Origin of the sequence: Cryobacterium sp. Y11, from assembly GCF_002929535.1 — a bacterium.
In the GTDB taxonomy this organism is placed as follows: domain Bacteria; phylum Actinomycetota; class Actinomycetes; order Actinomycetales; family Microbacteriaceae; genus Cryobacterium.
Genome location: NZ_PJJO01000058.1, coordinates 264,514 through 285,468 on the forward strand (window position 1 = coordinate 264,514; position 20,955 = coordinate 285,468).

The 20,955-nt window shown below is 58.8% G+C and carries 23 protein-coding genes; 14 read left to right on the forward strand and 9 right to left on the reverse strand.

Annotated features, from left to right (window positions below; translation table 11 throughout):
- Positions 1–154: 154 nt before the first annotated feature.
- Together CXY75_RS13305 and CXY75_RS13310 are read left to right on the forward strand one after the other, a co-directional pair.
- A complete protein-coding gene (locus tag CXY75_RS13305) occupies positions 155–403 on the forward strand; it encodes a type II toxin-antitoxin system Phd/YefM family antitoxin (protein ID WP_104083277.1) in 249 nt (82 codons plus the stop codon).
- Positions 400–660 (forward strand): type II toxin-antitoxin system RelE/ParE family toxin, encoded by a 261-nt coding sequence (locus CXY75_RS13310; RefSeq protein WP_233201899.1) that lies wholly within the window; start codon positions 400–402, stop codon positions 658–660. Before CXY75_RS13305 ends, CXY75_RS13310 begins: the two co-directional genes overlap by 4 nt.
- A gap of 714 nt (positions 661–1,374) precedes the next feature.
- Here the strand turns inward: CXY75_RS13310 and CXY75_RS13320 are convergent.
- Positions 1,375–2,544, reverse strand: coding sequence for an ATP-binding protein (locus CXY75_RS13320; RefSeq protein ID WP_104083279.1), 1,170 nt, complete (start codon positions 2,542–2,544; stop codon positions 1,375–1,377).
- 83 nt (positions 2,545–2,627) lie between these two features.
- Positions 2,628–2,852: a tyrosine-type recombinase/integrase gene (locus CXY75_RS21070; protein ID WP_369826726.1), complete on the reverse strand. Its 225-nt coding sequence runs from the start codon at positions 2,850–2,852 to the stop codon at positions 2,628–2,630.
- A gap of 328 nt (positions 2,853–3,180) precedes the next feature.
- Here CXY75_RS21070 and CXY75_RS13330 point away from each other — a divergent pair, with 328 nt between their 5' ends.
- Both CXY75_RS13330 and CXY75_RS13335 read left to right on the forward strand, forming a co-directional pair.
- A complete protein-coding gene (locus tag CXY75_RS13330; RefSeq protein ID WP_092340251.1) occupies positions 3,181–3,438 on the forward strand; it encodes a helix-turn-helix domain-containing protein in 258 nt (85 codons plus the stop codon).
- 2 nt (positions 3,439–3,440) lie between these two features.
- Positions 3,441–4,835 (forward strand): type II toxin-antitoxin system HipA family toxin, encoded by a 1,395-nt coding sequence (locus CXY75_RS13335; protein ID WP_158251206.1) that lies wholly within the window; start codon positions 3,441–3,443, stop codon positions 4,833–4,835.
- A 487-nt stretch (positions 4,836–5,322) separates the two neighbouring features.
- Here CXY75_RS13335 and CXY75_RS13340 read toward each other — a convergent pair whose 3' ends face one another.
- Positions 5,323–6,249, reverse strand: a complete 927-nt coding sequence (locus CXY75_RS13340; protein WP_104083282.1) for a tyrosine-type recombinase/integrase — start codon at positions 6,247–6,249, stop codon at positions 5,323–5,325.
- Positions 6,250–6,399: 150 nt separating this feature from the next.
- Between CXY75_RS13340 and CXY75_RS13345 the strand changes: the two genes are divergently transcribed.
- The 3 genes from CXY75_RS13345 to CXY75_RS19515 all read left to right on the forward strand — a co-directional run bounded on the left by CXY75_RS13345 (position 6,400) and on the right by CXY75_RS19515 (position 9,926).
- Positions 6,400–8,331, forward strand: coding sequence for an ATP-binding protein (locus CXY75_RS13345; protein ID WP_199182455.1), 1,932 nt, complete (start codon positions 6,400–6,402; stop codon positions 8,329–8,331).
- 210 nt (positions 8,332–8,541) lie between these two features.
- The gene (locus CXY75_RS13350) at positions 8,542–9,621 is read left to right on the forward strand and encodes an acyltransferase (protein ID WP_104083283.1); all 1,080 of its coding nucleotides are present in this window, start codon (positions 8,542–8,544) and stop codon (positions 9,619–9,621) included.
- A gap of 65 nt (positions 9,622–9,686) precedes the next feature.
- Positions 9,687–9,926: a hypothetical protein gene (locus CXY75_RS19515; protein ID WP_146069471.1), complete on the forward strand. Its 240-nt coding sequence runs from the start codon at positions 9,687–9,689 to the stop codon at positions 9,924–9,926.
- Positions 9,927–10,112: 186 nt separating this feature from the next.
- Here CXY75_RS19515 and CXY75_RS13355 read toward each other — a convergent pair whose 3' ends face one another.
- Both CXY75_RS13355 and CXY75_RS13360 read right to left on the reverse strand, forming a co-directional pair.
- Positions 10,113–10,553: a hypothetical protein gene (locus tag CXY75_RS13355; protein ID WP_104083284.1), complete on the reverse strand. Its 441-nt coding sequence runs from the start codon at positions 10,551–10,553 to the stop codon at positions 10,113–10,115.
- Between the two features lie 57 nt (positions 10,554–10,610).
- On the reverse strand, positions 10,611–11,060 hold the full coding sequence (locus CXY75_RS13360; RefSeq protein ID WP_158251207.1) for a polysaccharide deacetylase family protein: 450 nt from the start codon (positions 11,058–11,060) through the stop codon (positions 10,611–10,613).
- 446 nt (positions 11,061–11,506) lie between these two features.
- Between CXY75_RS13360 and CXY75_RS13365 the strand changes: the two genes are divergently transcribed.
- Together CXY75_RS13365 and CXY75_RS21075 are read left to right on the forward strand one after the other, a co-directional pair.
- Entirely contained in the window at positions 11,507–12,322 is an 816-nt protein-coding gene (locus tag CXY75_RS13365; protein ID WP_146069472.1) for a glycosyltransferase, read from the forward strand.
- Entirely contained in the window at positions 12,322–13,011 is a 690-nt protein-coding gene (locus CXY75_RS21075; protein WP_104083287.1) for a GDSL-type esterase/lipase family protein, read from the forward strand. Before CXY75_RS13365 ends, CXY75_RS21075 begins: the two co-directional genes overlap by 1 nt.
- A 5-nt stretch (positions 13,012–13,016) precedes the next feature.
- On the opposite strand, the gene CXY75_RS13375 is transcribed toward CXY75_RS21075, so the two are convergent.
- Entirely contained in the window at positions 13,017–14,450 is a 1,434-nt protein-coding gene (locus CXY75_RS13375; RefSeq protein ID WP_104083288.1) for an SGNH/GDSL hydrolase family protein, read from the reverse strand.
- Between the two features lie 244 nt (positions 14,451–14,694).
- Positions 14,695–14,964 (reverse strand): hypothetical protein, encoded by a 270-nt coding sequence (locus CXY75_RS13380; RefSeq protein WP_104083289.1) that lies wholly within the window; start codon positions 14,962–14,964, stop codon positions 14,695–14,697.
- Positions 14,965–15,149: 185 nt separating this feature from the next.
- Here CXY75_RS13380 and CXY75_RS13385 point away from each other — a divergent pair, with 185 nt between their 5' ends.
- A complete protein-coding gene (locus tag CXY75_RS13385; protein ID WP_146069473.1) occupies positions 15,150–16,397 on the forward strand; it encodes an EpsG family protein in 1,248 nt (415 codons plus the stop codon).
- A 297-nt stretch (positions 16,398–16,694) separates the two neighbouring features.
- Here the strand turns inward: CXY75_RS13385 and CXY75_RS13390 are convergent, their stop codons facing one another.
- Positions 16,695–16,898: a hypothetical protein gene (locus CXY75_RS13390; RefSeq protein WP_104083291.1), complete on the reverse strand. Its 204-nt coding sequence runs from the start codon at positions 16,896–16,898 to the stop codon at positions 16,695–16,697.
- 748 nt (positions 16,899–17,646) lie between these two features.
- Between CXY75_RS13390 and CXY75_RS13395 the strand changes: the two genes are divergently transcribed.
- Positions 17,647–18,363: a WecB/TagA/CpsF family glycosyltransferase gene (locus CXY75_RS13395; protein ID WP_158251208.1), complete on the forward strand. Its 717-nt coding sequence runs from the start codon at positions 17,647–17,649 to the stop codon at positions 18,361–18,363.
- On the opposite strand, the gene CXY75_RS20550 is transcribed toward CXY75_RS13395, so the two are convergent.
- Positions 18,360–18,632, reverse strand: a complete 273-nt coding sequence (locus tag CXY75_RS20550) for a hypothetical protein (protein WP_233201907.1) — start codon at positions 18,630–18,632, stop codon at positions 18,360–18,362. The two genes, CXY75_RS13395 and CXY75_RS20550, sit on opposite strands and share 4 nt — an antisense overlap.
- Here CXY75_RS20550 and CXY75_RS20555 point away from each other — a divergent pair.
- From CXY75_RS20555 to CXY75_RS13410, 3 genes are read left to right on the forward strand one after another with little or no spacing between them, the layout of a single operon-like run.
- Positions 18,582–18,926, forward strand: coding sequence for a DapH/DapD/GlmU-related protein (locus tag CXY75_RS20555; RefSeq protein WP_233201906.1), 345 nt, complete (start codon positions 18,582–18,584; stop codon positions 18,924–18,926). The genes CXY75_RS20550 and CXY75_RS20555 overlap by 51 nt on opposite strands.
- A complete protein-coding gene (locus tag CXY75_RS13405; protein ID WP_104083294.1) occupies positions 18,923–20,041 on the forward strand; it encodes a glycosyltransferase family 4 protein in 1,119 nt (372 codons plus the stop codon). Before CXY75_RS20555 ends, CXY75_RS13405 begins: the two co-directional genes overlap by 4 nt.
- Positions 20,038–20,868 carry a glycosyltransferase family 2 protein gene (locus tag CXY75_RS13410; protein ID WP_104083295.1) on the forward strand — a complete coding sequence of 277 codons (831 nt, stop codon included), beginning with the start codon at positions 20,038–20,040 and terminating at the stop codon, positions 20,866–20,868. Before CXY75_RS13405 ends, CXY75_RS13410 begins: the two co-directional genes overlap by 4 nt.
- Positions 20,869–20,955: the final 87 nt, after the last annotated feature.

Here is a 20,955-nt window from a genome sequence, read left to right on the forward strand (position 1 = left end):
GTCGAGCTCGCCGAGACTGCCATCGACCAACCCGCCCGCGTCTGCGAAACCCGACCATTCCGCAACCGCATGGTGCAAGGGCGCCGAACGCGGCGTCGCCGTCGGCACCGATCCATTTCTGTACATTACCGCCATGAGAATGTACACTTTGGGCATGTCCACTGTCAGTGTTACCGATGCGCGCAGCCGTCTTCCTGAGCTGATTGAGCAAGCCCGCAGCGAAGCTGTCTTTCTCGAGCGTCGGGGCAAGCTGCAGGCTGTTGTTGTCAGCCCCGAGCAGTATGCCCGCATGATGGACGCGCTTGAGGACGCGGCCGACGTCGAGGCGTTCGACGCGGCCATGGCCGAAGAAGGCGACAACATTCCCTGGGCGCAGGTCAAGATAGACCTTGGCTGGCAGTGAGCAAGTACCGAATTGAAATGCGCCCGGCGGCGGTGAAGTCGCTGCGCAAGATCGATGACCAGGACCGCGGTCGCATTCAGGGCGCGATTGCCCTGCTGGGTGAAGATCCGCGTCCACCCGGTGCAAAAGCGTTACAAGGGCGAGATGGGTTGCGCGTTCGCGTTGGCACCTACCGAATCATTTACACCGTCCACGACGACGTGCTGGTGATCGTGGTCGTTACCCTGGGCCATCGCAAAGACATCTACAGCCGCTGATCTCGGAATCCCCACCCGGCAGCTGACATTGACCAACCCGACTCTGCCTGTAAATCGCACCCCACGTTGGTCGAGCGGCGCCGCGACCGCCATTGACCAACGCGACTTACCTACGCAACCCTAGGCCAGATGTCTTGGCGGCAGCCATCTCTGTCTGCACACCGGTTCTCGCTTCTGCTTAGTGGCAGGCCTGATGAGCATGCTCATGACCAACGAAATGAGCATGCTAGTGGGAAAGCTAGTGAGCATGCGTAAGGCTATGAGGGCGTCCGGCTGAGAAAGCGGGGGATTCCATTCACGGACACGTGCGTTACTGACCTGGGAGGGCGTTGCGGACCATACGGCAAATACCAGAGCAATATCCTGACGGCGTGCGTCCGTCGTCGCCGATTCGCTGGGGTGTTGGCGCAGACCTTCGCCGACCGGAGAACCGAGTGTTGCCTTGCCGGCCAACGCGACCTGCCTGCGAAACGCCTCCTTCGCTGGTCGAGCGAAGCCGAGACCGCCATCGACCAACGCGACCGGCCTGCGAAACGCCTCCTTCGCTGGTCGAGCGAAGCCGAGACCGCCATCGACCAACGCGACCTGCCTGCGAAACGCCCCCTTCGCTGGTCGAGCGAAGCCGAGACCGCCATCGACCAACGCGACCTGTCTACGGAACCGTCCAGCCCGACCTCTCTCGTCGGTTGCGCGAAGCCGATAATTACTGAATGCTCAGAGGTCCGCGGTGGTGCTGCGGGCAACGACATAGCTGGCGAAACCGGGGACCGAAAACTCAAGCATTCCGAAGGCGGGGGAGTGCACGATGCCTTTCTTGATGACTCGGTCACGTACCGGTGCGACCACGCTCAACGTTTTTCCAAGCTTGTGGGCGACGTCGCTGGAACCTACCCGGTCGACATTGGAGGGCATTAGGGCGGCCAGGGCGTCGACGTACTCGCGTTCTCTGCCACTGAGCCGGTCGTACCTGGCGGTGTACAGGCCGACGTTGAGCTGACGTTGTGCGGCATTGGTGGACGCCTCCAGATGTTCGGGGGTGATGGTGGGCGCACCATCGGCGGCAATCCAGGCTTCGCTGGCGTACAACTGAAGGAAATATGGATAACCCTGCGCCGAAGTAATGAGGCTGGACACGGCGTGCGCATCCCACAGAATGCCTTGCCCGAAAGCCGGACCCACGACAGCTTCCTTCGCGTCCGGGTCGTGCAGCGGCCCAATACCCTCGAATCGGAATCGTTCGGCGTACGTGTTGGCCTTAGCCATGTCCGCGGGAAGGCCTGGCAAACCGGCACCGATCAGGACGATGGGTTCGTCCTCCAGTGCAGACAATGCCTGAATAAGCACCGCGAGGTCACGTTTCCGAAACAGCTGCAGCTCGTCGATGAGCAGTGCCACGCCGACACCGTTGGCACGAGCGTCAGCGCCCAGCGCGCGCAGAAAAGCCACCAGGGCGGGGAAGGGATCAGCAACAGGATTTGCCGTTCGCTTGTCCGTATCAATCTCGAAGCTGAACCCGGCGGGGCTGAGCGTGAGTTTCATGCCTCCAATACGGTGGCCGCCAGCGGCGAGGGCGGCACGGAGCTTCCCGGTGGAGAGCTGGGCGCTGTCGGCGATGATGGTTTGCACCGCCACTCCCGGTTCCACATTGCGACGTACCTCGAAGTAGCCGGCCAGCCATCCACGTTCGCGCAATAGGTCCCGCGCCGCATACATCAGACTCGTCTTCCCCATTCCCCGCAGCCCGATGTAGACGATCGGGTTGCCTGTGCGTCCCGCCTCAACCTGGTCAGCCAGATTCCGCAGCAAAGCAGTCTGGGTGCCGCGTCCGGCCAACAAAGTGGGGCGGGTGCCCGCGCCAGGTGTGTACGGGTTGAGAAGATTCATGGGGACAGGCTAACACGAGTCAATGTTCGAAAACCGTATAGTATACGAATTTTGTATACTTACGGTTTCCTGCAAACGAGTGCCTACGCGGGCTCGGTTCCTCCGGCGATGTACGCGCTGACCAGGTGTGCGGCGTGGCGGTCTAGGTTGTGGCGGCCTCGGTCGTAGCGCGTCGTGATTCGTGGGTCGCTATGTCGGGCGAATATTTGCGCATCGCGCAGAGGTGCGCCGGCGTCGAGCGCGGCCGTGATGGCTGCGTGCCGCAGTGTGTGTGGGTGGGTTCCGGCTGGGAGGCCGACTTGTGGCACCAAATGTGGCAGTCTGACGCATTCCCGCAGTCAACGCGACCCTGCCCGCGAAACGCCCCCTCCGTTGGTCGAGCGAAGCCGAGACCGCCATCGACCAACGCGACCTGCCCACGGAACCCGCCAGCCCTGCCGACACCGTCGGCAACAAACTGGGTCATTGCATGCAGTGCCATAACGGCCTTGGCGTCCGAGATGTTCACAACGGCACGGTGTCGCGAAGAATGATTTGATAGCTCAAGTACGCTTTTTCCAATACGATGAAAGCTGTAGCTATCAAAAGGAGGCGAGCTAGGTGGTCCAACGCAGTTCCGTTCGGCAAGAAAGGCTCATGCGAAACTTCGGGTCGAACATCCGGCGCTGGCGCAGAGTAAACGGCATGTCCGCGACCACCCTCGCGGCAAGGGCTTTCATTACCCGTGAGACACTCCGAAACATTGAAACCGGAATCGGAACTCCTCGAATCGACTCTCTTTTCGCGGTTCTGACCGCACTTGGTATCGCCGATACAGTCGTCGCGGCGGTTGACCCCTATAACAACGACGCCGCCCGCGCCAGAATCGACGACCTTCTTGGAACCGGAGGGTGATTGTGCCTGCCATCAATGAGGCACACGTTTTCCTTGCACTTGGCGATGACACTCCGACCTTCGTGGGTGTGCTCAAGCCGTCGTTCGGCGGAGACAGGAACGTGGCATCCGCGTCATTCCAGTATGACTCCGCCTACCTGTCGCACCCGCGCGCCTATGCGATCTCGCCAGAGCTTCCCCTCGGCTCCAAGCGCACGTTCACGCCAGAGAACATGACAATCTTCGGTGCTTTCGCTGACGCATCGCCGGACATGTGGGGAAAGAAGATCATCCAGGCCAACCATGCATTGAGGTTGGAAGAGGAGCGCGGACTGGGGGACTTCGACTTCCTCGTGAAGGTCTCCGACTTCACCCGCATGGGAGCGTTGCGCCTCAGAGCGCCAACCGGAGGCAAATGGCTGGCGAGTGATGCCGAGGCTGCGAACATTCACGAGCTTGAGAAAGTCATAGCGGCCGCACGGCGCTATGAGGACCAGGTCGCCAGCGACGAAGACCTGGCGTATCTCGCGGACGTTGCTACTAGCCCTGGCGGAGCGCGTCCCAAAGCGAACGTCGTCATGGAGTCCGGCAACTTAGCAATTGCCAAGTTGCCGCATTCGAAAGACGGCAACATCGACGTCGAAAGTTGGGAGGCTCTCGCACTGACACTGGCCGCCAAAATCGGAATCCGCACACCGGGGTTCATCCATAGGCGGGCTGGAACCGAAAAGTCGGTTCTTGTTGTTCACCGGTTCGACCGTATCGGTGACCGTCGCCTCGGATACATGTCCGCGTCGACGGCGATGGAGGTCGGCTCCTTTAGCGAGGGCAGCGCCAGCTATCAAGACTTCGCAGACACCGTCAGTGAACTCAGCTCCCAACCCACAACCGACTTGCATGAGTTGTTCACACGGGTTGCACTCACCGTGCTCATCAACAACGTGGACGACCATTGGCGCAACCACGGGTTCTTGCATGACGGGTCGGGCTGGCGGCTTTCACCTGTTTTCGACGTGAACCCGAGCACCTCCCATTCGGTGAACTCTCGGGCGATCAACGAGACGGACGACCCGAGAAACCGTGACATTCGAAACCTCGCCTCCGTGGCCGAGAGCTTCAACCTCACCAAGCGCCATGCCCGCGAAATCATCCACAACGTGGCTGTTCAGGTCGAAGAATGGCCAACGATCGCGGCCTCGATGGGAATTCCCGCGCAGCAGCAGAAAACGATGTCTCGAGCCTTCGACACTCACCAGATTTCTATGGCGCGCGACTTCTCACCAGTAGCAACGCCAGCAGTCGTCGACCTGGTGCGGCCCGCGGAAACGGCTCCTGCTGGCGCCGTGTGGGTCTCGCCGCACCTGAGGGACGGCGCCGAGGTGGCCGGCCATTGGCGCTCCCCAAGAGGCTCGCATTAATTACAGGGCTCTCGTCGTTAGAACCGGGGCGACACTGGCCCCATTGTCGTTCAACGTCAACACGTGTTCAGCGCTATCTGTTCGAAGCAGCGAAAGTTCTCTATGGTCAGCGCGTCGATATGCCAATCGCCGTGTTCAGTTTTGTGATCAGTTTATGGCACGCCTTTGACGAGGGCGCTATGACGGATGCGACGTGCCTCTCGACCACATCTACGCGCCGCTCCCTTTTCGTCGGTCGAGCTCGCCGACCGCCATCGACCAACCGGCCCGTGTCTTTGAAACCCGCTCATTCCGCCTTCACTTGCAGGGTGACGCCGTCGCCGCGGCTGTTGCGCGGTGACTTTAACGAACCAGCGCGTCTAGTTCACGAGCAGAGTGCCGATCGCCTGACGCGAATGCCTTGGCGGCCGCCATCACTTCCTGGCCCACTTCCGCAAGAAGACTGCCGTCAACCATCTTCACGCGGGCCTTCATCTCCAGCGGATGCTCACGACGCGGGCTCGGTTCCTCCGGCGATGTACGCGCTGACCAGGTGTGCGGCGTGGCGGTCCAGGTTGTGGCGGCCCCGGTCATAGCGCGTCGTGATTCGTGGGTCGCTATGTCGGGCGAATATTTGTACGTCGCGCAGTGGTGCGCCGGCGTCGAGCGCAGCCGTGATGGCTGCGTGCCGCAGTGTATGTGGGTGGGTTCCGGCTGGGAGGCCGGCTTGTTTGACGAGGATCTGGCAGCGGCCGTAGGCGCCGCGGCGGTTTTGTGCCTTGCCGCTTTTGGTGAGCACGACGGGGCCGGTGGTTCGGTCGCCGGCGGCTGCGAGGAGGGCGCGTAGCACCGGCTCCGGTAGAGGCATCGTGGCGTCCTTGTTGCCTTTCCCCGTGAGTCGAAGCACGCGGTGCCCGCGAACCGTATCCTGAAAGTCTTCGATCTGCACATTGCAGGCCTCGCTCACGCGCAGGCCCAGCAGTCCCATGAGTGTAAATAGTGCGCCGTCGCTGGGGGAGGACGCCGACGCGACCTGGAGAAGCTTGCTGAGTTGAAACCGGTCGAGGCCGAGCGCGCGCGTCTCGTCATAGGTCACCTTCGGCATCCGCAAGAACATGGTTGGGTCTTTCACGACGTAGCCGTCGGCCGCGGCGATGCGGTAGAAGCCGCAGAGGGTGCTGAGCTTGCCGTGCACCGTTGCGGCGCAGTTGCCCCGCACGTCTTCGAGGTGCCGGGCGTAGAGTTCCAGATGCACCCGCTGCGCGTCCAGCGGCGGCAGCCCGTTCGCCGAGCACCACTCGAAGAAGAACCGTAAGTCGCTGGTGTACCGGTATCGGGTGTCACCCTTGTACCGCACCAGAAAACCCAGGGCGGCCAGTTCTTCGATCGTCATTGTGGGCGAAAACATGGGCGCGAGGGCTGCAGGTTTTTCCATGGTGAGTCCAATGTCGAGTTGGAGCTGGATTCGGACGCCTGGCCCGCGGCCGATCCATCGGGCGGGGCGCTATCGTACCGTGCGTGCGACACTACGCGGCACCACCGACACCCAAAAATGCCCTCATCCATCAGGACAAGGACCAGGGACGTGAGCGATCCATCATTCAGGTCGGAGCGCTCGAACCGGTCCGGCCGTCCGCAGCCTGATAAGCGGATGCTGACCGCCAGAAACAGTGCGGCGCTCTCTGGGTTTGATCGAAGTCTGATAGAACTGCAACTGTTGCACTTGTATCAGACTATTATCAAACTAATGCAGTACCCACGAGCCCATGAGGATGCTGAAATGAACGAAATCGACTTGGCGCTTGAAGCAATTTTTAGTGGCAAGGCCACCGCTGACGAGGTCGAAAGCGCCACGTTGGATTTTAAGCGGCCTCAAGACTCGCCCAAGGACACTGCTAACGACATGGTAGACGCCGCGGCATGTTTCGCAAACGCCGATGGTGGAATTGTGATTGTGGGCGTCGCTGACCGGGTGCACGGCCCCGACGCGTTTGTTGGCACAGTCCTGGGGGCTTTGGAGCTGCGAAATCGGATTCATCAGGTCACTGAGCCAAAACTCGATGTGCGGGTTGAAGAGCGAATTTACAGGGGAGCGCGTCTCCTCGAAATTCACGTTCAAGAAGGGCTGGATGTGTTTGCGTCGCGAGGCAAGGTGCCCTCCCGACGGTTCGGCGACACGTGCTTGCCGATGACGACTGCCGATATCAGCAGGCTTCACCAGGAGCGGCAGGGCGGTGACTGGAGTGCGACCGATACTGGTCGTGTGTCTACGGACGCTGATCCAGACGCCATCCGGCGAGTTCGCACGCTGCTCCGCGGACTCGGAGACGAGGGCCTCCGTGGAATTGCCGATGCGCCCGTCGAGGACATCCTTTCCGGGCTCGCCCTCGTCTCCTCCTCAGGAACACTTACGCACGGCGGTGAGCTTCTCCTCTGCGTAGACCAAGGTGGCAGGGAGCGGGAATTGATTTCTTATCAGCACAGGCAATCCATGGGGGGAGAGGTGAACGCAGGAAAGCGATGGACGGGGCCTCTACTGTCTGCATTCCTTGATTGCCTGGCGGCCATGGAAGCGCGGGTAGTTACCACCCCTATCAACTTGGCTTCCGGCCAGCAAATACAGGTTCAAGATTATCCCTCTGCCGCACTTCGGGAGGCGCTCGCCAACGCGGTCATGCATGGTGACCACCGGATGAAAATGCCGATTACCGTTGAACACTCGCCGGAGTCCCTCGAGGTTCGTTCGCCTGGACCTTTGGTTGCTGGGGTATCTCCAGCAAACATTCTTACCCATCCCCCGAAACCTCGTTTCCCCGCTCTTGCTGATGTCATGCGTTCCCTGGGCCTCGCCGAGAAATGGGGTCAGGGAGTCGACCGCATGTATCGCGAGATGATTCGCAGCGGTAAGAGCGTGCCCGCGATCGAGGTGCATGAAGGAATCGAACCCGAGACCTCAATAACATTCCTGGGCGGCCCGCCCAACGATCGAATTACAAAGTACATCGCCGAACTCCCGTCTCAAGTTCAAGACAACACGGATGTGTTGCTCATCATGTCGCTGCTGGCCAGAAAGCGAACTATAAACGCGGCGAAACTGTCGCCTATCATTCAGCGGGATCTCCTTCGAACTCAGCAGGTGCTCCACCGATTGGCAACGGGCGAGATTGAGCTCATCGAGCCAACGACACGCACGGTGCGCCGGATAAACCCCGACTACAAATTGCGCAGTAGCGCGCTGGCGGCGTTGGGGCCGGCACTCGCCTATCAGAGCAGTCCACGAGCTGATCGCGATCGAAAAATTCTGGAACATATTCGGGAGTACAGCACGATAAATAATGGTGCGATTCAGCGGATGTTTGACATGGATGTCTTCAATGCGCGCAACGTCATCCAAGATCTCGTCGGCCGCGAAATTCTAGTTCGCATCTCAGACCAGACTCGCGGCCCCGGCGTGAAATATGGACCGGGCCCAAAATTCCCCGAGCACAAGAAGTCGAGGCCACGAACGTCCCAATAATCCCCACGCGACTTCGCTTGCGAACGCGCCGCTTCTCAAGCCAATCACCAACGCCACGCCCGTCAATCTGGGTCAGAGTGACGGAGATTGGGGCTATACGTTGACTCTGAAACCGGAGTGATGCGAGGGCGCGCGAGGGACAAACTGGTGACCGTGCGCTCGCCCAAACGGTACGGTTAAATTTTCTGAGTCTAACCGGGGGATAAAGCTATGCGCGCACGTCTTGATGGGCTCACGGGTTTGCGGTTTTTTGCTGCAGCGTGGGTCGTTCTTTTCCATTTCCGAGAAGTCTCGCCAACGACCGTATTCGCCTATCCAGTCATTGACCCGCTTATTAGACACGGTGCGCATGGAGTCGATCTATTCTTCGTGCTCTCTGGGTTTATCCTTAGCCACGTCTACCTCAAAACGTTCTCCGGGAAAATCAGCTGGGCGGAAACTTGGTCGTTTATGGCGTTTCGGTTTGCACGCCTATACCCAGTGCACTTGGTGACTTTCCTCATGATGGCATCTCTCTATGTAGCTGAGCAGGTGGTTACGGGGCAGTCCAGTGCGCAGTCGGAAAGATTCAGCTGGCAGTCAGTCTTGAGCACGCTCACACTCACGCATGCATGGTTCCCAGGTGTTCAAACGCCGAACCTCCCAGCGTGGTCCATTTCTGCGGAGTGGTTTGCCTACCTACTCTTCCCGCTGCTCTGCGTCCTGATCAGACGCATGTGGGGACCCGTCCTAGCGTTTGCGGTTGCCGGCATGGGGCTAGCGCTCCTGCAATCCTTCTCCACGAGCGACCTCGGACGCGTCATGGCCGGGTTCCTCATTGGAATGGCTGCGTACCAGGTGGCGCACCGGCACAGCGCCAGTCTTGCTAGGTTGCGCTATCTAGGGTGCGCTACGGCATTACTAATAATCATCTGGGCGGTCACCTCTGAGGCCCCCCGAATGGAACTTGGATTAGTCCTGTTCGCGGTGCTTATCATTGCTCTCGCGAACGAGGGCGATTGGTTAGCGCGCTTGCTTTCCTTGCGCACTTTGGTGTACTTCGGTGAGGTGTCCTATGCCCTCTACATGTTCCACTGGGTGGCCCGAGTGATCGTGCGTGTGGGGCTCGAACGGGCGAACCTCTTCGACATTATTCCGAGTGGACTCAGCGTGACACTTTACCTAATCTTGACACTTGGTGGAGCGGTTCTCCTTTACCACTTTGTAGAAAAGCCCGGTCGCAATCGTCTTCGTGGCCTCGCAACTTTCTCGCCCAAGCGGAAGGTTCGCGAGGGCGCACTGACCCCGTAATTTCCGGGAGCACATTGTGACGAACAATCCGGGCGAGTGTCACGGGTAGGGATTAGGTTGAGGGCATGACCGCATTGATTCGATTTATGCGATTAATTGGCTCGGAGTACCGAGATGAATGGCTTGAATTGCGGATGCATTTTGCAACCGCAGCCATACCCATCGATGGATTCGCCTCCTATGTGGCGTACCGCGCCGCCCGCTGCTCCGTCTGCATAGAACCAAGCAGGGACATTGGAGGGGAGGCGCGGTACTGCTCGGGAGATTGTGCGGCACTCGACGCCCAAGCTCAGGCGCACGGCTAGGCAATGCCCGTTTTCGTGAGGTTGTAGAGGCCAACGTGTGCGAACTCGAACGTGCCCAACACTGTTTCGGTGCGTGATTCCGCTACAGCGATAAAGCCGGTTTCGCTGGTGGTCGCATCCGCCGTAATGATGCCCGGGACAGGGTGATGGAGTTAAGCCTTATTCGCGTGTTTCGATGCTCATTTTTTATGCGGAAACGCGGGTTTCCCGCATCACATCGCGCATAGTCACCACGTCCATTCCTGCGGCCTGCGCGGCTGCCAGAATGGTGTTGAGGGTTGCCGCACTCATGTTTTGACCAGCGGGCGGCTCTTGCGCCTTCACGTCGTGGAAGCAAAACACCAACCATTCGGCATCAGCCGCGGCCTGGTTGATCGCGTCTACATCGAATTGAACAGGGTCGCCATTATAGGAGCGCGAAGGGATCTGCCACGGCTGGTTCGGTCCAGCAGGAACCATCCGTGCTCGCGCCGACTCAGTGAGTCGCGCCGTGCCGAAATACTGCTTCACGACCGACTCTGCCAAGGCTGATGTTGAGCCCTGCGGGAAGGCAAAATTATCTGCGCCGCTGAACCCTCCCTTGAGTGAACCCTCGCGGAGTCGGGAGAAATAGTCGTGCAGTTGCAATTCCGTCAGGGTGCCGGAAGTGTGGGACGCCGCATCGGCGGCGCGTCCCGCAATCTCTCACCCGTATACATCCTCCAGCGCGTGCGCCTGCTCGGTGGTGAGATACCCCGACTTGTCCAGGTCGCCAAGAACCACAAAGCATGTGGCCGCGTAGCCATAGCTATTGAAGATAGGTAGCGCCTGCGTCCACCAACCTGCCGAAGCGTCGTCAAAGGCAAGCGTGAGGACGCCGTTGGGGTGTCCATTTTTTTTGCCGGTCAGCACGGCCAGGACGCCGCCGACCGCTACAACGGCGGTTCTCCTGGCGTATCCGATGACGGTTACTCGAATGGTTGATACGGTCGCCAAGTTCGGCGTGCCGGTTATGGACTTGCTAACTGCCGTTCCGACGAGAAAATGCCAGCCGCCATGCGGGCGTACGAGCAACTCCCACCTTGCGTAATTGGCAAACGCCGTGTCGTTGGACAGAATAACTTCAACCTTGTAGGTCTCCGCGGGCGTATCCAAGCGAATGAGTATTTGCAGCCCTGAGCGCCACCTAATCGTGCCGTTCAGCGCCGGGGATCGTGCGAGAGAGCGCCAGCAGCCGCGTGGCTTGGCGCCATCGACTCGCCCTGTCACAGAATTGGCGATGATCGCGTCTTGGTGGACTTCAGGGCCGCGGTGCTCGTGCCAGTCCTTTGCGCGTGCCCATCATGTGATGGCAGGAGTTCTGCAGGTGGCGCTCACCCGCACCGACGCTGGCGCTCACCCGCGCCAATCGGGATTCCGAGACATGGCGCTGACCCGCACCACCCCTGGAGCCCACGAAAGCCAATATTCAAGCGAACCCATACGCCGGGAACATCGCCGGTAAAGTCCAGAGATAGTCCATCCTTCTGAATGGGGTCGATTGTTGCGCTACTGAATCGGCACCACCGAGGGCTTTTTGATTGCTTGCTAGCATTGCTCACATGATAGGAAAAGCCTTCTTGCACGTGCTTGTTACGAGGTTCAACAGCCCGATAGGAGATGGTCACCCGCCGGCATCAGAGGACTGGCTCAAAGCACGTGTCGAGCTGTTCCGAAAGTACGCATTGCCGTCCGTCCGATCCCAGACCATCCGGCCAGACCGCTGGCTGATCCTTTGCCATGCGGATTCGCCATCATGGTTTGTGGACGAAATCGAGCAACTCGTCCGAGGAATCGGTGAGCCCATATGGCTACATAGAGGCCCCTCCGGCCCCCTCCTGTCTGAGTTGTGCAGCCCCGTCGGGACCCCCTACTTGATCACAACGCGCATGGATAATGACGACTGCGTGGCAGTAGACTTCATCGAATCCATACAAGCCCAGTTTCGAGAGCAGCAGATGGAAGCCATAAATTTCATGTCTGGTCTTCAGATCCGCGATGGGGAGGTCTATGCCAAACTAGACCCGAGCAACGCGTTCATCTCGTTGATTGAAAACGTCGGGGGTCGGAACCCATCGACCGTATTCATGGACACACATGACCAATTGGGTTCCCATGCGCCCCTTCATCAGGTGAAGACGCATCCGATGTGGATTCAAGTGGTGCACGCTTCGAATATCGCCAACACGATCCGTGGGATCAGAACCGACGGACGTTCCGTGGGGCAATACTTTGACGCCAATATTCCGGTGAATCATATCGGCGGCCTGCGGCTAGCCATGGCGCGTGGCATTACCGTGGCGACACTCGGGCTCGGCATTCTGACCAAGCCCCGCCGTCTCAAGAAACTCTTCCGATCTCTCGGCGGGACCCGTTGATGGCTTCCAAGGGAATCGTCGCTGTAGGCGACAGCATCACGAACGCATGCAGTGTTGACCTGATCGTGGATAGGATTTCGCCACGATCGTGGGCGCAGTGCGTTTCCGCAGCAACCGGTGAGCCCCTGACGGTTCATGCCAAGTCGGGCGCTCCAGCGAGTGAGATACGCGCGATGTTGCCGGAAATGATTGAGTCGTATTCGCTTGCCCTCATCTACGTCGGAACCAACAATGTCCTATCGTGGCGTCACTGGCGACGTGAAGATCTTGCAAGTGAGATGCACGCAATCTTGAACATTATGCGCGCGTGCTCTGACCGGGTGGCTGTCATGCAACTGCCAGACACACTCGGACAATCGGGAGCAATTTTTCCGTATGGCCCGCTGCTGAAACGTCGAGTACGCAAGGCGCAGAAGATAGTACGTGAAGCTGCGGCCTCCATGGGGGCAACCCTTGTCACCCCGCCCTCGCTGACCTGTGACCGAATTTGGATAGATGGCGTGCACCCGACGAGCGCCGGACATCGCGCCCTCGCTGATGAGACCGTCCATGCTCTCGGTCTTCCGGAAGTGCCAGCGGCGCGCGCTGAGCCACGGCCCGACTACGCCTCCTGGAGGCGTCGCGCTCGGACCCGATTTATATTGACACAACCCATTCGCGGAGTGGGTGGGTGGGTTTTGGGCCGCTAACTGCCTTAGCGGTGGTCCCCGCCCAGCAGGACCGACACGGCCTCATCTCGCCATATGCCCGAGGCGAGATCGGTCGGATGGATACCGTCACTCAAAATCAGGGTGGCGGCGGTTTCCCCTGATGCGCTCATAGCCGCCGCCGCGTCAGTCACACCGATACTGTTGCGGTTCGCATAGCCGAGTAGCTGAGCAGTACGCACCGCATGGTCAACGATGTTCCCTGCCGGTGATTTGCGAGCGTTCTGAGTGGAAAGAGTCATTCCCGCGTTACCGAATTTGCTACGCAATTCGGAGAACAATGTTGACCATTTTGCAAGATATTTTTCGCCCTTCTGGATTCCGTCGTTGTGAGAGCAGACGACAGTCACAAGCGCCTGCCCGTAGCGAGGTGTCATCCGGGGGACGCGTGTGGAATCGTAGACGCCAGAAACGGTGGCACCCAACAGCTCAATATCTGCGCCGGGATGGGAGCCGTTCAAAATGGTTAGGACGGGCGAACCAACTGCAATCTGCCCTCCCCCTTGGTTAGACCACAGTTCGGGGAGCCCGGGTGCTACGAGCGGGCCGCTGATCCCCTTGCGTACTTGGGTTCGGTCGATGCGCCCGAACAGGTTCGATCCGGGAGCGGACGCACCGCCTCGCCCTCCAAGCTGAAGTTCGGCTGTTGAATCGTAGATGGTGGTCGTCCCAGCTGTGGTTAAGGTCGGGCCGATCTGGCTCCAAGTCGCACCATCGTCGGTCGAATCGTAAAACTTTACGTCATTGCCAGACGCGCCATTGTCCACGCTGAGAGTGACCCTGATCAGTTTGCGAGCGCCGTTTGCCGGTAGTGTCCAGCCAGATGACGGCTGCTTGCCGATCAAAGTCGTGCCGTTTGCGGTCCAAAAGAATTGAGGCGTCCCGGCGCTGGAAATCCGGAACCAGAATGAACGGTTTCCGTCAGCTGCGCCTTTCGCTACCATTACCTGATCAGAGCCATTGTCCCAGTTGTCGGATGACACGTCCATGCGAATGTCGATGTCGCCCGTGATCGAATTTTCTACGGAGTCCGACTCATAGGAAATTGAAGCGCTGCTATACGGGACGTAGCGCTCCCCGTTAGGGCCGGTCTGTCGTCGGACAGGCGCCTCGTAGTCAATCGTCGTTGTGTTCCACAGACCATAGTCGACCGTGTAAGCCGGGAATGAGGCGGTAAGCCATTCGGTGGTGAGGTTGACCCATTCGGTATTACCATTGCCGGTCGAGTCCCCGAGTATCTGCCATGCGACAGACCCTTGCGCGAGAGCTAATGCGGCCATGAGGTGGGAAGTGTCGGTCACGACCCCGCGACGACGGACAAGTTTTCTCTCGTCGATGGTCGTTGCAAACGTGATGATCGCCGTGTTTGAGAAGGCCGTTACGTCGAGCGCCGCGCCAGTGGCGGTGCTACCCCGCTGCACGAGGACTCCACGTTGCCACTCCGGTAGCCGCGGCCGTGAACAACGCGTAGACGTTGTACGTGGCCCAGTTGTCCGATAGTACGAAACTGTACGGATCTGAGTGTCGGCACGGACCGGTAGTGCCCAAATCGGGTACCGACCAGGAGCCGGCTGATGGTCGGGCCGTTGTTCAGGAACATGGACGCTGGCAGGAAAACCTCGGGAAGTTCGACCTTTTGGAACCGCTGCTCAAGGGCACCCGCAGTTACCGTGCGCACCCCGGTCTTCCGCGCCGGTCGATGCCGAGCAACCAGGGGGAGAGCGGGTTCCACCCGGTCAGCATAACGGCCACCCACGGGATGACGACCACGAGGATGAGCGCCCATAGCTCGCCGGGGCGTTCGGGCCCGAGAATCCAGATAATGAGATCAAAGGAGAGCAGTACGCATATCCCGGGCGTGGACAAGTCGGAGATGAATCGGGAAACGTTGCTTAGGAGGGTCTCCGCGACGAGGACGAGTCCGCTGCAGATCACGACGGCGATGACGACGCCGAAGCACGGCTTCCCGAAGTCGTCGTCCTTGATATCAAACTCGTGTCCTTCTCCTAGGCAAGCTGGCCTTCGAGCAGGATCGGGTTGACTGCGGTTTGCTGGGTGGCGGTGCCGCGTTGCGGGAGTACGCGTTCATACCGTGGACCGCCCAAGTATATGCTTTTCGAATGGGGACCAACGAGTGGGCGACGAGCATTACCCAGCACGTTCGGAGCAACCCGCGCCACCCATGGGCTACATTCACGAGCCCGGAACTACCGACCGTGGCTGTCATCGTCTTCGTCCTTCTAGCGGGACTGATCGCACCCGTGCTCGCAGCAATCATCTCGATCCTCGGCTTCGCCGCGATATCCAAACGACCCACCATCATCGGCGGCACGGCGGTTGGCGTTGTCGCTGTTCTCCTCGCTTGGATCAACACAGGCAAGGGCATCCAAGGCGACTGGTCGTGGTATGTCCTGCACTACCAGATTCTCGAGAACACCCCGCTGAGCGAGTATCTGGGGGCACGCTTACCGATCGTCACTCCCGAACCAACAGAGCCGATCTATTACGCGTTCGCTAGGGTCCTCTCCGTTGCTAGTGGCGCGAACGTTGAACTTCTTGCGGTCGCGGTCACGCTTGTCATTTACGGAACGCTGGGCGCCGCGATCATCTCGTTGGTGGTCACCGTCGACGGGCGACCTTGGACCGTGATCGGTGCGACCGTGGCCGGGATGTTTGTGGGCCTGACCTTTACTTTGTCCACCCACTTGGTACGCCAAGAGATAGCCGCTGCTCTGATCGGCCTGGCGATCGTCGCGAGCGCGAAACGCAGATGGCTACCCGCAGTGATGATTTTGATCGTCGCGAGCCTGACGCACAACTCGGCACTAATACCTGCCGCGGGCCTCGTCCTGGCGACCTTGTTTCTTGGGCACGGAAAGAGCCTGGTACTTCGATTTATCATCGGCGGCGTTATCTTCTACGCACTCGGACGCCTCTATCTAGCAACTTTAGGTGATGTCAACGGCCGGGATGACGGCTCAATCAGCACGGCGGTCATCCTGCTCGACGTAGCCGTCCTCGCCGCCTTCCTGTTCCTTATTCGTAAGCGAGGGCTCAACGACAACCCCATTGCTTCTACCATCCTGATGTGTATCCCGGCGTTCTACGGCTTCGTCCTCGGGGTCGCGTCTCAGCCGCTCCCCCTGCTCAGGATGTACTTCTTCGTCGAGATTCTGCGAGCCCTGATGGTCGTATTCGTCTGCGCCCACTTGATGCAAGGACGGTGGCGCCTGATCGTCGGCGTGGTGATCATCCTGGTACCGATCGCATACCTCACACTGCGAATCCAGCAGTCACCCTTCGACTATGACAACTCCCTGACGGACATCCTGCTATGGATGCCACTCGCCGATTTTTTTCCCGATTAGTCACGTCCGGAGATCGCGTAGAGCACCGCTTCGTCGTCCAGTGCAACGTGAGGGACGAGCAAGAAAAAACTGGCATGCCCAGACTCGCCTGCATGCAGATGCAGACTGTGGTTCGATCCGTTTCGGATTAGGGATTAGACTCCGGGAAGATTACCGACTGGGTCTCAATGATTGTTCCGGTGAAGACCTGCATCAAAGTCTGCCTTGTCGAGCGAGGATACTGTCGTGTGTGCGTCGGAGAGAGCGATTGACCGCATCGGCTTCCTCAGGGCGTACTGGTAGGTGTGTCGGACACGCTTATTGAGCTTCGCGCTGCTGGTCTGATCCATCCGAGTACAAGATGCCCACCGCGGAAAAATCGACCGGTTCTTCAACACCATGACGAGCCAGTTCCACACTGAAGTGCGCATTGTCGACCCCAAGACGGGTGTTGTCGACCATGCGGGTGATGCAGGCGTTGACAGCATGGTGGGCACGTTGAACGAACTGAACGCGGTGCACTCCACCAGGGGTCAAACACCGCTCACCCGGTGGGACAGGGGCTGGACGAATCGGAAACCGGTCGGGACGGACCGTCGTTGCCGAAGCGTTCCGCTGGTCCGCGATCCGCACGGTGACAAAGTCAGCGACGGTGTCATTGGAGGGCAACAGGTATCAAGTTGATCAGCGCCTCATCGGAAAGAAAGCGGAACTGGTCTCTGACCCCTGCCGCCGATCACACTTAGCCCGGCGCGAAGACTGCAGCGTCCGGGATGGACTACCTGTGCCTGGTCGAGGACCGGCATAAGGACACTGTGGGTGGGTCAGCTTCGACAAAGCCGCTCAACGACCGCGGCGTAGAAAAAAAATCAATCAGATTGTCTCAAGAACTTGATGGGTGCAATGTAGCGATGCGGTCGCAGAGCGACATGGTGGGCGTGCCCCCATTTCGGTCAGCCTTTAAGAATCAAGTCCATTACACCCATAGTAGGGCGGTATACTGACAGTCACCGAACTTGTTTCTTACGCATGTTCTTAGGCCCAATGTTTTGAAATTTTCCTGCCTAAGAGGCGACTGCCAATACGGACAGCCTGCCTGCCGCTGGTTGTGGGAATACGTTCAAAGATTTGATTTGGGCACCGGAATTTCAAGGGCAAACGCCGCAGGTGACAAACGGGGGAGCGACTGCACATGCCGTCAACAGTGGATATGAGATCGAATCCAGCCGAGCAGTTGGCCGTTCAGCACGAGTCGCAGTGGGTGGGTCCTGTGAAGTTTGTCTCGAGCGATCCGGCGCGTGCCAGCGCTCACATCCTTGCAGTCGCCAGCCAGCGCGCTGGTGTGCATGTGCATCTTGCGAACGCGTACACCGTCGCTCTGGCTGATCAATCAGCTGAATACCGCGATGTGCTGGCCGGATCGGCACTCAACTTTCCAGACGGCAAGCCGATCGGCTGGGTCTCAAGACTTCGCCAGCATTCACCACTGCTCCAGCAGGTCCGTGGACCCCAGCTGTTCCTCGATGTTTTCGATCAGGGTCGTCAGACCGGAACCAGACATTTTCTCCTCGGTTCCACGCCGGAGGTGCTCCTTCAGCTGACCACAAACCTCGAACGCGACTATCCGGGTGTAGACATCGTCGGCGTTGCGAGCCCGCCCTTTCGCAAGTTGACCCCAGTCGAGCTTGCAACTCAAGACGAGCAGATCAAGGCGAGCGGGGCCGAGATCGTGTGGATCGGACTCGGCACTCCGAAACAGGACATTGAAGCGCAGCGCCTCGCCGTAGCCTTGCCAATAACGGCCATTGCTATCGGTGCCGCCTTCGACTTTGCCGCCGGCACGCTAAATCAGGCGCCCGTTTGGATGCGAACCGTCGGCTTCGAATGGCTGTACCGTTTCGCCAGTGAACCGCGGCGACTTTGGCGGCGCTACCTTTTCGGCAATGCTCGGTTCCTGAAGGCGGCGCTCCTCACGCCGACAAGCTAATTCGCATGTTCCAGCGAGTCAAGAATGCTGTCCTCCAACGCTTGGCGGTTCGTGCGAATGTCACAGTCGGTGAGCGTTTTCACGTCGGCCCCGGGTCGGTGCTCTGGGCCCCACGTTCGTTGAAGGTGGGCTCTGATGTTTACGTCGGCAAGAACGTCACTGTCGAAGTCGATGGCGAAATCGGAGATGGTGTCCTCATCGCTAATCTCGTGGGCATCGTGGGTCATTCCGATCATGACCATCATGACCTGGGGACGTCGATCAGGCAAAGCCGGTGGGTCGGCGATTTCCCTAGGGAACTCAGCCGACCAACAATAATCGGATCTGACGTCTGGTTGGGCTACGGCGTCATTATCTTGTCCGGGGTTCGGGTGGGTGATAGCTCCGTGATCGCTGCCGGCGCGGTGGTTACGAGGGATGTGCCTGCAAATTCGATTGTTGTCGGCAACCCCGGTCGGGTCATCTCGCAGCGATTCACGGAGGGAGAGCTGGCGCTTCATTGGGAAGGACTTCGTAAGGCCGGGCACAGAATCCTTGTGGGCATGTCGACGTCGACCGCATGAGAGTCGCCATCATTCATCCTTGGTTCCCGCAGTACAGGGTCGGGTTCTTCGAGGGTCTGGTCGCACGAGCAGCGGAAGTCGGCATCGAGATTAAGATCTTCCACGGTGACTCGCCGCCCGAGTGGAAAGACAGAAACGATGGGGCGTCATCCCAGGAGTTCATTCGGCTGCCGACTCGCTTTTTCAACCTTCGTGGTCGAACGCTGAATCACAAATCGCTCAAGCCGTTTCGTTCCCAAGGCCGTTTCGATCTCGTAATTGTCGAGCAGGCGGTGCGCAATCTCGAAACTTACGAACTTCTTCTGTGGGGGGCACGACTTGCCTACTGGGGGCACGGCAAAACGTACACGATTCCGGTTAGCGCAGCGCAGGAACGTCTCAAGCAATGGTTGACGCGCAAGGGTCGATGGTTTTTTGCCTACACAATCGGTGGCCTCGACGCTGTTTCGGCCGCCGGGTATCCGCGCGAGCGAGGTACGGTTGTTCAGAACTCAATCGATACGTCGGTATTGAAGTCGGAGATCGCTGAGATTGGCGTGGAAACTCTTCAGGGGTTCACACGGCGTCACGATCTTCGCGGCAAGACGGCGCTTTATATCGGTGGTCTCGATTCCAGCAAGCGGCTTGACTTCTTGATCGATGCGGTCGAATTGGCACATGAAATTGATCCTGATTTTCGGCTGCTGCTGGCCGGTTCAGGAACAGAACGTCATAAAGTTGAAGCGAGGGCACGGGAGCTGCCATTTGTGACCTATCTGGGCTCACTTTTTGGTCCAGACAAGGCGCTCGCGATCAAGGCTTCCGAGATTATGGCGATGCCGGGTCGCGTCGGTTTGGTTGCGGTCGATAGCTTCGCTGGCGGAACACCGATAGTCACAACGAATTGGGCTTGGCATGCTCCAGAATTTGAATATCTTGAGGCCGGTGTCAACAGTGTAATCACTGGAAATGATGAAGGTACCTATGCCTTGGCCTTAATCGAAACGGTCAATGATACTGCCGCTCTCGCGGCGTTGAGTATTGCCTGTGAAGAAGCGAGCACGAAATACACGGTTGAAGCTATGGTCAGGAACTTTGTACAGGGGATCCAGAAGGTCTTGGTGGAAAGAAAATGAAGTTGCATGTGATCATGGCGTGTCACAACCGCAGAGACTTGACGGTTCGAGCCATGTCGTCGGCCGTAACTGCAGCCTTGACGGCCGGGGTAGACATTGATTTCACGGTCTTCGATGATGGTTCCACTGATGGGACTTCAAAGGCTTTGCAGGAGCTGGACCTACCCGTACAAGTCATTTCTGGCGATGGCAGTGCATTTTGGGCGAGCGGGATGGCGCAGGCAGAACGAGCAGTATTGGCCGGGAGTGATGCCGTCGACACGGACTATCTCGTCTGGCTCAATGACGATGTTGATCTAGACATCTCGGCACTGTTGAATCTTCGTCGAGTGGTCGAAGAACATGAAGGATCTGTAGTTGTCGGGGCCATGCGAGACGCTATTTCGCGTGAGATCACCTATTCAGGACTGGAACGCGCAGGCATGCACCCCCTTCGGTTTAACTTGGTGCAGCCCACTACGTCAACCCTTCCCATTGAGACGTTCAACGGAAATCTTGTCGTTGTTCCGCTATGCGTGGCTCGGGCACTCAACGGAATCGACGGAGAATTTTCTCACGCTCTGGCTGATATCGACTATGGGCTCAGATGTGGGCGGAGTGGAATTCCCGTACATCTGGCGGCGGGGACCCAGGGGACGTGTTCTCGAAACATTCCGGCTGGACGTCACAGCAATAGCCACGACTGGAGTGCGTTCCTGAGCGTTAAGGGTGGAGGAAATTTCGCATCTATGAAACGCATCCTACAGAAGTCGAATCCTGCGTCATGGTGGATCCCCATTATGGTCACATATGTCCTTTGGTGGATGCGGCGAATCCCTGTCAGGTAATCCCCGTAGAGGGTAAGTCGTCTACAAATATTCTCGTCCCTAGGTCGCTCATTCGATAGTGCCAGCATCTGGCGCCCATTGCGTTTA